We start from the raw sequence: 10325 nt of genomic DNA on the forward strand, positions 1-10325 counted from the left end.
AACAAATAGGGAACAAATTTTATAAAACTAAGAAAACTTAAAGTTCTTGAAATATTGGTAAAATCGGGGTTTTAAATGTTTTTTAGTATAGATGGCTCCGGATGCTGGATTCAAAAATATATAATTCTTAAACACTCTAAAATACCCTAAAAATCCCTATAATACGCTATTTGATAGCTTAAGCATATTCTAAGTTACACTAGAATATCATGCATTTTTACAAATTTCGGGAACAAATAAGGAACAAATTTAGGGGGTATTATGGCAGGAAAACTTAAAAATTATAACTCGTCGTTCGGGGTAAATAAATACCCCGGAATTTTCTTTAATAATCTAGCTAACGGCGACGTGGTATTTTATATGAGAGTTACGCTTAAGGGTAAAAAGGTAAACGTTAAAATCGGATCGAAATCCGAAGGCGTAAATATAACCTACGCGTATAACAAAAAGAAAGAATTCGACACAAAGCAAAGAAATGGCGAATTGCCAGATAGCATAACCAAGAAAATAACCGCCAAGAACAACAAAAACTCGCTTAAATTTGATGAGATCGCAGACGCCTTTTTCAGCTATAAACTAGAAAAAGAACCAGACAACGCCGTCAATATAAAAGAGCAAAGGCGAGATTATGAAATTTACCATAAAGATAAGTTAGGGGGGGTCTAACTACGACTCAGATCACGCCCGAGATGATAAATGAGCATCATAAAGACATTTCTCAAATAATCTCGCCAAAAACCAAACAAAAGCTGTCGCAATCTAGAATCAACGCCATCATGGGTATAGTTAGGACGATTTTTAACCACGCTATAAAAAATGATCTTATTAATCATATTTAGCCCGTACAAGATAGAACTAAAAAAGCCAAATAACAAGTGGGAGAGATTTTTAGAGCTTATCGAGATAGAACTTTTACGCAAAGAAGTAGCAAGTAAAGAAGACTTTGCGTTAGAACTATTTGTAGAGCTGGCTTTATCCACGGGAGCTAGGCTGGAGGGAATTTTAAACATCAAGAAAAAGGATTTAGCACTATCTACCAAATCAGTTACTATAAGCGATTTTAAAACAAGGAGCACGTATACGGGATTTTTAAGCAAAAGGGCCTTGGAGATGATCAATCAAATTTATACTGCCCTATCCCCGAACGACTTTTTGGTAAATAAACCAAAAGCCACTATCCAAAACGTCTTGCAGCCGTTATTAAATAAGCTTTTTAATCAAAATTTAGATATAAGCGACGCAACCAATAGAGTAGTTGTTCATACCCTTAGGCATACGTTCGCTTCGCATCTTGCTATAAAAGGCACTCCGATACTAACGATAAAAAAGCTAATGAATCACTCCGATATCAATCATACTCTAAGATACGCGAAACTAATGCCAGATAGCGGACGAGAGATGGTGGAGATGCTGTATGAGTAGGCTTTTATACATATTATGCTATAATGATAAAAAGCAAAAAGGATAAAAATGGCTACGCAAGTTTTTCATCTCGAAATTCCAAGCAATAGAATAGACCTTATAGACATGGCAAAGCTAATCTCTCGAAAAGTGGCCTCTCTTTCCCAGGCAAATACCGATGAGAAAATCTTACAAGCCGATAAAGGACTAAAAAAACTTATGAGTTTTGCAGGCTCTCAAAGCGGAGCTTTTAAAGATATGACCGTAGAGGACATGAGAAAAAACAAGGCTCTTAGGTCGTGAAAGTCTTTTTAGACACCAATATAATTATATCCTATCTAGATTCTCAAAGAGCGGATCATAAAGAAACGGTCGAGCTAATACTAGGTCTTTACGAGACGAATATTTTAATGATTCTTAGCCAGGACATTATGACCAACGTCATATATAATTGCATAAATAAAAAAGAAGCTGTAGAATTTTTTCAAACTATTAACTCCGATAGTCATTTTAGGATAGTTGCTTTTAGCAAAGATATGATAGACTTGGCTTGTAAAAAATATCTTGAAAATAGCAATTTTTCTAAAAAATCGGATTTTGAAGATATATTGCAATATTTTTGCGCCCTAGAAAACGAATGCGAAAGAATCTATACAAACGATAAATCAACCTTTCCAAAGCTAGATATCCCTCTTTACGATAGTTCCAAAAAACCGTTTTATCTAGCAAAATCATAGAAACTTAATATTCTTTGAGCCAAACAGAAAACAATAATATCTTATTTTTTAAATTTGTACTAAAATACCAAATAAAAAAACAAAAGTAAATTTCCCTATAAACCAAAATTTACTTTAACTTAATAAAAAATAATAGTTTCTAATTCCATCGTACAGTCTTAGAACTTGATATCATTTATTAAAACATCAAGAATAAACAACCCCCACATAAGACAATATGTTAATACTTACTTAGCAAACTCAAAAGAGTTTGCTGTAAGGTCTTGGCAGACGGCCGATATTTTTCTTTGACCGAGCAAAAGAAAAGTATAAAAACTTAGACGAAACTTTATCAATCAAAAAATGATTTTTTGTCAATAAAACGTCTAAGTTTTTCTTCGGAAGCTTTAACGATCATTTGTTAAAAGCTTATAAATGCTTCCGATTCGCAAGCATGGGCCTACAATATACGCCTTGGTAAGCACTACTGCTAATTTGAGCATATTTTATTTTATATGTGGTCATATCAAATTTGTTATAGTCCCACTAGAAATATTATCTTAACAGGCTTTTGAGAGCCGTCTACGGCAAATTTTTAGACAACCTTACAAAATCAATAATAATATTTTCTATTTTTCATCAAATTTTTGGGTGCCGTGCCGTAATAATCGCAAAAAAGCTTGCTGAAGTGGCTTTGATTTTTAAAGCCCGTCGCAGCCGAAATTTCGGCGATATTTAGCTCCGAGCCTTGCAGCATCGCCAGCGCTCGCTTCATTCGCTCTTCGCGCAAAAATTCATAAGGAGTTTGCCCAAACAAACTTTTAAAGCCGACTTTAAGCTTAAATTCGTTCAGCCGTACCTGTTTTGAGAGTTCTTTTATGGACGGCGGATTTTTGATATCTAAGCTCAAAATTTGCCTGGCTTTTTGTAGTGCGCTTTTGTCCGCTTCGTCTAGTATAACATGCTTATTTGGGCATTTTAGGCGGCTGAATTCGTTATAAATAAGCTCTAAAATTTTACTTTCCAAAAGCAGTCTTTCAAGCGGTTCATCGGCGTTTAGCGACAAAATTTGGTTTAATAAAATTTTATTTACGGCGCAGGTGTCGTTTTGCGAGACGAGTTTGTTTGTGCCAAGCTCGATAAGATCGCCGAAATTTGCACTCATAAACGAGTTTTCTAGGAATAAATTTATTCCTGCATGCGCGCCGCCGTAAATCTCTTGATCCAAGCTTGGTAGATCGACTGAGCTGATCGTGGATAATCCGCTTTTGTATTCGATTTTGCCATTCGCCAAGCTTAGGCTGATGCCTCCTTGTAGGGTGAAATTTATAAAGCAACCCCGCAAAGCGTGAAAATCGCCGACTATTTTGGTGTCGTCTTTGACGTCCATTTTTATCGCGCCGAAGGCTATTTCATCGCTTAGCGCGATATTTTTGGCGCGGATTTTGACGCCAAGACCAGTCAAAACTCCGTCTTCGCTGCTATTAAATTTATCCATAAAAACGTCTGCGGATACCGTGCGCAAATTTTTCCTTTAAATATAAAAATAAATCCGTCATTTGTAAATTTCGGGTTGATAATAAATTTCAAAAATATTATACTATCCTTAAAGTAAAGAAATTATAAAAGGAGTCTAAAGTGAGAAAAATTTTCCTTTTAAGCGCGGTTGCGGCGCTAGCGATAGCAGCTCCCGCTGTGAGGCTGGATGAGGTCAGCGTATCGGCTCAAAAGATCGATGAAAACGCTAGCGAGGTGGCGGCTGCGGTGAGCGTGCTGGACGAAAAAGATTTGCGGCTTAGAGAAGCAAAGGATCTAAACGGGCTTAGAAGCGCATCGTCAAATTTATCGTTTTTGCAAGGCGGAGGTATTTCGCTTTTTATCATGCGTGGCGTTACGAGCGATTACGCATTTGATAGCCCAAACGTCGGGCTTTATCTGGACGGCGTGAGTTATCTTGGCACTTACGGCAACTACGTATTTTTGGAGGACATCGAGCGTATCGAGATCCTAAAAGGGCCTCAAAGCGCGCTTTACGGCAAAAACGCCTACGCAGGCGTGATAAATGCGGTTTCCAAAGCTCCTACCAACGAACCGCAAGCAAAAATCGGGCTAAAGCTTGGCGAGGATAGTCTGCGTGGTATTAGTTTTAACGCAGGCGGAGCGATAGTAAAGGATAAATTTCTGGCTAGTTTTACCGGTTTTAGCGAAAAGAAAAACGGCTTTATGTATAACGAAAATTTAAACAAAAGCGACGACTACAAAGACGCTCTTTATGGCAAAATTTACTTTAGATTTTTACCTACGGACGAGCTTACGGTAGATCTTATTCAAAACTATTATAGGATAGCCAACGGCGCGCAAAGGTCTAATTTGCCTAGCGCAGCCAATAGAACGCGCTACGCCAACGGCATGGAGGGCGAGGAAAACGCCAAAAACTACGAAGCGTCGCTAAAGGTAGAATATAAATCGGGCGACTATGCACTCACTTCGCTTACGACTTTCAGGGATTATAAAAACGACAGCAGCTACGACGGCGATCATCGCCCCGCGTCCTTGTTGGACGTGTATTACAAGGAGGACAGAAAGGATTTTACGCAGGAGTTTAGATTTAGCGCCGATAACGCGTATGGCAAATTCGTCCTAGGCGCTGCGGCGGGCTCTACGCAAAGAGATGTGCAAAGTAGCGTAAATAGCGTAATGTTCGGCGGTATTCGCTCGCTACAAAATAACAAAACCAGAAGTAAAAACTACGGCGTTTTTACGCATAATGAAATTTATCTGCCGCTTGATTTTTCGGTTATTTTGGGAGCTAGATTCGACAAAGATAGGGTCAAATTTCAAAATCGTATGAACGGCGAAAATTTAAGCGATTCGTATAGCGCGCTATCACCCAAGATCGGACTAAAATACGCTATAAACGACGAAGTTACGGCGTATGCGAGCGTATCGAAGGGCTATAAACCGGGCGGCTTTTGGGCTGCGTCGCCTACGTCTAAAAAATGGTACGATAAAGAAACGATGACTAGCTATGAAGTCGGCGTAAAAGGGGCTTGGGAGCGGGTTGAGCTAGGCGCCGCCGTTTTTCGCGCCAATATCAAAAACAAGCAAGTAGTAAGCGTCATCGTAGCGCCTAATATCACGGTGGCAGAGAACGCCAGCAAGGCACGCTCCCAAGGCTTTGAACTAGACGGCGCCGTGCTTTTGGCAGACGGATTAAAACTTAGCGCAAATTTGGGCTACGCAAAAAGCGTCTTTAAAGACTATAAAGACGCACAGGGCGATTATAGCGGTAAATACGTATATTACGCGCCAAGGCTAACTTATGGCACAGGGCTTTCGTATGAGGCTCCAAGCGGATTTTACGCGGCGGCATTTTTGCGAGGACAGAGCAAATTTTATACCGATAAGGCCAATGTCGTAGAAAACGCGGGCTACGCGACCGTCGATGCAAAAGTAGGCTTTAATCACAAAAATATCAACGTTTATATTTACGCTAATAATCTTTTCGACAAAGATCACGACGTAAAATACGCCACGATGCACTACCTGTCCGACCCTCGTGAGATCGGCGTAAAATTTGAATATAAATTTTAAGGAAAAAGATGAAAAATTTTAAATTTAAAAGCGGCGAAAATCTAAGCTACGACGACTTTGGTGGCGATTTTAAAGATGTTTTGGTTTATCATCATCCGCTGATGATTTTTCCGCAAAATACCTTGATAAATTTCTGCGATAAAAATCAAATAAGGCTTATTTTGATATATAGAAGCGGGCACTTTAACAGCTCACTTTTTAGCGCTGACGATAGTTTTTTAAAATTCGCCCTGCGCCTAAAAGAGTTTTTCTCGGCGTTAAATTTGGGCGAATTTAGCGTGCTGGGCGAGTCGGTGGGCGCGGCTTACGCCTACGCTACGGCTGTAGCTTGCAAAGAGGCGAAAAAGGTGTTTATACTAAGCGGATTTAACGCCCCTCCCGAGCTTTTGGCCGACTATGCCGACTATACGCACATAAAGGAAATTTATGATTTTGCATCGCACAATACGCCTGAAAATACGGCGCAAACGGCATGGGAAAAATACGGCTCGCAGGCTAAGGGTGCGCTAAAAGAAGCGATAAAAGCGCAGCTTAACGGCATCGGCTTTGACCTCTGGCTCCAAGCTAGGCCGTGGGGATTTGAGCTAAAAGACGTCTCGCAAAGCGTGCTTATGTATCACTCCAGAGTCGACGAGGAAGTGCCTTTTGCCGTCGCTTCGCAAGTGTCGAGGATGCTACCGAACTGCGAACTAATCGCCGCCCAGGATACGCCTCATCATAGCGCGAAGGCGCTTTTGGATTTTTTAAAGATCATCAAAGAGCGGTTGTAAATTTAGCTTTTGAGTAAATTTTACGAGCCAAATTTGCGCCGTTTTAAGCGTAAATTTAAGCTCGTTTTGCGGTTTTTCTGTTGCGGGTAGGTTTGCTTGATTCGGGATAAATTTACCGCCTTTTTTTTGCGCCAGAGACTTAAATTCGGCCTTGCGTTCGGGTTAAATTGCGTACGTTTAATCCGCATTGCCGATTTTGCAAAACTCTACGAAATAAAATTTACGCCGTTTTTTGTACTGGACGGCGACTTAAATCGCGCAAAATCGTAATCCGCTAGATAAATTTATAAATCTTTATAAAATAAACTAGGCTCAAAACGCAAAACGCCGCCGCGCCCAGCACGACCGCTCCGTAACCCAATGCCCCCGCCAAAAGCGTTCCGAGATAAAACGAAAATATCTGAAATGTCATATTTAGGCTGCTCTGCACGGCGTATTCGCTAGCGGGTCGCCGTCCCGAGGCACGATGCATCATCATCGTGGAGATTATAGTCGCTTGCGCCATATATACCGCATACGCCGCGCTCGAAGCAAAAAGTACCGACGTGCGGTCCGTCCAGCCGCCGATAGGTAACCAGATGGCCAGGATGCCTAGCGTCTGCATCGCTACGGCGTATAAAAAGGCTCTTTTAGCGCCTAGCTTTTTTACCGCAAAGCCCGCCGCGAGCGCACCCGCGAAGCCAAATATCGTGCCATATATGTGCAAGACCTCGCCGATATCTTCCAGCTTCCAGCCGATATCTACGAGCATCGGGCTAAGCAGTCCAAACGCCGCGCAGATACCGATAGATTGTACGAAAAGCACGCTAAGCCAAGCCTTTTTGCCCTTAAAAAAGCCAAACATCGCCCTAAAATCCAGCCCCTCGCCGACGTTTATGCGCTCAGGCTCTTTAAAGAAAGCAAGGCTAAGCAAGGAAACCGCTATCAAAGACGTCAAGAATAAATTCGCCTCGCTCCAGCCGAATTTTGCGTAGATTACGAGCGTTAGGCCGTTACCCGATACGTGCCCTATCAATCCGCCGCTAAGCTTGAGGGCGTTTGTGAAGCTTAAATTCGAGCTGTTTGAAATTTTAATAAAAAATGCGTTAGACGTCATCGTCCAGGTGGCCGAGATAAAGGCCAAAAGCACCGCTAAAGCGATTACGGCGGGTAAATCGTCGCGCGGATTTAGAAGCGAAACCGCATATAAAATCGCCAAAGTAAGGCACTGAAAGGCTAGGATAATCTTTTTGTAACCGCCTATTTTTAGCGCTATAGCGTCGATAAACGGCGACCACAAAAAAGCCAAAACCGCGAAAAGTCCAAGCCCTCTAAGCGCGCCGACGCGCTCTAAACTAAAACCGTCTTGACGCAGGATGCTAACGAGCCCCTCGCCGAAAAATCCGATGCAAATAAACTGCGCGATGCAAAGGCTAAGCACAGTTAGCGACCTGTAAAGCAAATTTATCCTTTAATTTTTTAGTTAGATTATATTTAAATGGATAGACGTTATCAAGAATATTTTGACGTTTGAGGGATAAATTTTTATATTTTAAGAACTTTTGACAAAAATCGGCCGTATCACCAAAGTACAAAAAATCTAGGCATACGCTCAGATTTGGTGTAACCAGCTCGCACATTATATAGCTTGGCATATGTTGGCAAAAAAGGAGCTTATTAAGTATGCTGACTAAAAATTTTGGTAACTTTATATTCGAAATCAAAAACCAATCCAACTAAAAGCCTATCCCCATACCGTCTTTACCGGCTATTTTGCTTTTTATTTCATCCTTTATTTCACTTGGTTCGTCATCTAGTAGCTTACTAAAATTCGGTATTAAATTGCTTATTTTTGAGATAAAACTAATAACCTTCGTTTTAAAGTTTTCTAATACAGTTAACTTATCCTGTAAATTTTCTATCATTTCGTCTTTAACTTTTACTTCTCCTTCCAGCTCGGATATTCTTCGATCTTTGCTATTTATAGAAGTTTGTAGTTTAACGATTTGTAGTCGCTTGCTATCATCGTCTTCCTTTAAGGCATTCTCGCTACTTAGCGACGCCTCCAGCTTTTCGTTTCTTTGTTTCAAAGACTGATTTGTTTTTTCTTTGCTTTCTAGATCTGCATTAGCTTTTTTAAGCTTGCTTTGCAGGGCATCGCTTTGATCGGCTTTTTGTTTCAGTCCGTCTATTTGCGCTACGTCAGCTTCAATATTTTCTAATCTGCTTTTTAGCTTATTGTTTTCATCTTCTTTTTGAATTAGCTCGGCTGAGAGATTGCTTATTTGCAAATTTCTATCTTTTATAATATTGTCTTGATTGTTTAGGTTCGCGTTAATCTCTTTTAGCTTTTTATTCTCTTGGATTAGCTCTTCGTTAGATTGCTCTAGTTTATTATTTTTTGCTATCACTTCACCTTTGTTTAAAAGTTGCCTGGTTAGTTCCTCTACTTTTTGCTTTAATTCGCTATCCGTAATTATGCTTATACTGTTTTGCATTTGCTCTAAAACCAAATTCGTAAGGTATTCTACGAAGACTTTATCGTCCTGGGCTTCTATTCTAAAATATTGTTTTTCCTTTTTTATATACTTATTTGCTTTCTCAACTATGAGTCGCTTTATTTTCTTTTTTAGATCTTGCTTGTCGTTAAACTCTTTTTTCATCTTTGTGCATTTGCTTTAGATTTTTATGTCTTGCCTTGCTACCTATTTCGCCTCTTAGGGCGATGCCGTCAAATGCCATACCGCCCATTTCTTGCATACTTCTGCCAAAGTCTTTCGTTACTCCTTTACCATTAAATCTAATGTTTTTATGGTTTTCAAATTGGTAATTCGTAAAAATAAGCTGATAATGTTTGGTCTTTTCGTCGTTATGTTCAGCGATTAGCAGACACTTTACGCCGTATTTAGCGCAATAATCGTTTGCGAATCTTCTAACTCTATCAAGCGAAACCTGAGCGTTGATAAAATTTGTCTCGGTTTGGTTTAAACCTTCTTTGGGTTCTTTTGACCTTTGAGTACCAAAGCTAATAACTATCTCTGAAAATCCTACCATGTTTTCTCGCCAATGATTCTTTACTACTCTACCGTTTTTATATGTTTTTGATTGGGCTTCGTAGTCGGCTTTCATTTTTTCGTGGTATTTTTTCAAGAGTGCTTTTATATACTTTCTGTCGTTAAATTCCCTATCACCACTAGGCATCTCTCGCATATTGCCGTTATCGTTATATTCGCTAAGCACTAGGTATCTATTATTGCGGCTGTTGCCTCTAAGATATCCGATCTTAGAGGCATGCTTAGCCTCTCTAACATTGTGCTCATACCTTATAATAGCCTTTTTGAGCGTCAAGAATTCGCTTCTTACACAAAGCACTAGGTTGTGTCCGCCTATTTGAAGGGCATTACTCATTTTTGATCCTTTTCTTTATTATCTACTATAGAAATTAAGAGCATGTTTTAACCCTTTTTTGAAAAATATAAACTGCAATATCCGTTATCGCAAACGCTATGCGAGAATTCTTTGCATCTCCCATTTTGATATAACGTGGAATATCCCTGCCCTGCGATATACGAAGATCAAGAGTGGATATACCAATACCAAGAACCGCTGCGGTTTGCTTTCTGTCTAAAACCACATTTCCTTTATATTGGCTAGATATGTGTTCAAGAAGCGTTTTGTACTCTAGGTCGTTATATAATTCATTAAGCATATTATTTTTCTCCTTCTGCTAAGTTCTTACATAACTAATTATATGTACTTTTCATTTACTTTTATCGTTTTAAGCGGTTTTTGGATATTTTTTGAAAAATTTTTAATACCCTATGGTTCCTTGGGGTATTTTAGAGTAATTGAGAGTAAAAAATTA

Annotated in this window: 12 protein-coding genes; 7 read left to right on the forward strand and 5 right to left on the reverse strand. The window is 39.7% G+C overall.

Annotation, left to right across the window (positions count from 1 at the left end):
• Positions 1–261: 261 nt before the first annotated feature.
• From Q0394_RS04820 to Q0394_RS04835, 5 genes are read left to right on the forward strand one after another with little or no spacing between them, the layout of a single operon-like run.
• Complete coding sequence (locus Q0394_RS04820) at positions 262–666, forward strand: hypothetical protein (RefSeq protein ID WP_298945749.1); 405 nt, start codon at positions 262–264, stop codon at positions 664–666.
• A 23-nt stretch (positions 667–689) separates the two neighbouring features.
• Positions 690–839 (forward strand): hypothetical protein, encoded by a 150-nt coding sequence (locus tag Q0394_RS11950; protein ID WP_366115685.1) that lies wholly within the window; start codon positions 690–692, stop codon positions 837–839.
• A complete protein-coding gene (locus Q0394_RS04825) occupies positions 817–1422 on the forward strand; it encodes a site-specific integrase (protein ID WP_298945750.1) in 606 nt (201 codons plus the stop codon). The genes Q0394_RS11950 and Q0394_RS04825 overlap by 23 nt, the downstream gene beginning before the upstream one ends.
• Before the next feature lie 48 nt (positions 1423–1470).
• Entirely contained in the window at positions 1471–1704 is a 234-nt protein-coding gene (locus tag Q0394_RS04830; protein ID WP_298945751.1) for a hypothetical protein, read from the forward strand.
• Positions 1701–2138, forward strand: a complete 438-nt coding sequence (locus tag Q0394_RS04835) for a PIN domain-containing protein (RefSeq protein WP_298945752.1) — start codon at positions 1701–1703, stop codon at positions 2136–2138. Before Q0394_RS04830 ends, Q0394_RS04835 begins: the two co-directional genes overlap by 4 nt.
• Before the next feature lie 592 nt (positions 2139–2730).
• Here the strand turns inward: Q0394_RS04835 and Q0394_RS04840 are convergent.
• Positions 2731–3642: an AraC family transcriptional regulator gene (locus Q0394_RS04840; RefSeq protein ID WP_298945753.1), complete on the reverse strand. Its 912-nt coding sequence runs from the start codon at positions 3640–3642 to the stop codon at positions 2731–2733.
• Positions 3643–3755: 113 nt separating this feature from the next.
• On the opposite strand from Q0394_RS04840, the gene Q0394_RS04845 reads away from it, so the two are divergent.
• Together Q0394_RS04845 and Q0394_RS04850 are read left to right on the forward strand one after the other, a co-directional pair.
• A complete protein-coding gene (locus Q0394_RS04845) occupies positions 3756–5711 on the forward strand; it encodes a TonB-dependent receptor (RefSeq protein ID WP_298945754.1) in 1956 nt (651 codons plus the stop codon).
• Positions 5712–5719: 8 nt separating this feature from the next.
• The gene (locus Q0394_RS04850; protein ID WP_298945755.1) at positions 5720–6481 is read left to right on the forward strand and encodes a hypothetical protein; all 762 of its coding nucleotides are present in this window, start codon (positions 5720–5722) and stop codon (positions 6479–6481) included.
• 274 nt (positions 6482–6755) lie between these two features.
• Here the strand turns inward: Q0394_RS04850 and Q0394_RS04855 are convergent, their stop codons facing one another.
• From Q0394_RS04855 to Q0394_RS04870, 4 genes are all read right to left on the reverse strand, one after another.
• Complete coding sequence (locus tag Q0394_RS04855; RefSeq protein ID WP_298945756.1) at positions 6756–7922, reverse strand: MFS transporter; 1167 nt, start codon at positions 7920–7922, stop codon at positions 6756–6758.
• 274 nt (positions 7923–8196) lie between these two features.
• A complete protein-coding gene (locus Q0394_RS04860) occupies positions 8197–9123 on the reverse strand; it encodes a hypothetical protein (protein ID WP_298945757.1) in 927 nt (308 codons plus the stop codon).
• Entirely contained in the window at positions 9107–9868 is a 762-nt protein-coding gene (locus Q0394_RS04865) for a hypothetical protein (RefSeq protein WP_298793025.1), read from the reverse strand. Before Q0394_RS04865 ends, Q0394_RS04860 begins: the two co-directional genes overlap by 17 nt.
• 34 nt (positions 9869–9902) lie before the next feature.
• On the reverse strand, positions 9903–10169 hold the full coding sequence (locus Q0394_RS04870; protein WP_298945758.1) for a hypothetical protein: 267 nt from the start codon (positions 10167–10169) through the stop codon (positions 9903–9905).
• Positions 10170–10325 lie beyond the last annotated feature (156 nt).

Origin of the sequence: uncultured Campylobacter sp. (assembly GCF_938039205.1) — a bacterium.
In the GTDB taxonomy this organism is placed as follows: domain Bacteria; phylum Campylobacterota; class Campylobacteria; order Campylobacterales; family Campylobacteraceae; genus Campylobacter_A.

Excerpts from the sequence above, each read along its gene's own strand:
- Q0394_RS04850 (WP_298945755.1), top strand. The coding sequence starts at position 5,720 with ATGAAAAATTTTAAATTTAAAAGCGGCGAAAATCTAAGCTACGACGAC.
- Q0394_RS04820 (WP_298945749.1), top strand. The coding sequence starts at position 262 with ATGGCAGGAAAACTTAAAAATTATAACTCGTCGTTCGGGGTAAATAAA.
- Q0394_RS04870 (WP_298945758.1), bottom strand. The coding sequence starts at position 10,169 with ATGCTTAATGAATTATATAACGACCTAGAGTACAAAACGCTTCTTGAA.
- Q0394_RS11950 (WP_366115685.1), top strand. The coding sequence starts at position 690 with ATGATAAATGAGCATCATAAAGACATTTCTCAAATAATCTCGCCAAAA.
- Q0394_RS04860 (WP_298945757.1), bottom strand. The coding sequence starts at position 9,123 with ATGAAAAAAGAGTTTAACGACAAGCAAGATCTAAAAAAGAAAATAAAG.
- Q0394_RS04825 (WP_298945750.1), top strand. The coding sequence starts at position 817 with ATGATCTTATTAATCATATTTAGCCCGTACAAGATAGAACTAAAAAAG.
- Q0394_RS04830 (WP_298945751.1), top strand. The coding sequence starts at position 1,471 with ATGGCTACGCAAGTTTTTCATCTCGAAATTCCAAGCAATAGAATAGAC.
- Q0394_RS04865 (WP_298793025.1), bottom strand. The coding sequence starts at position 9,868 with ATGAGTAATGCCCTTCAAATAGGCGGACACAACCTAGTGCTTTGTGTA.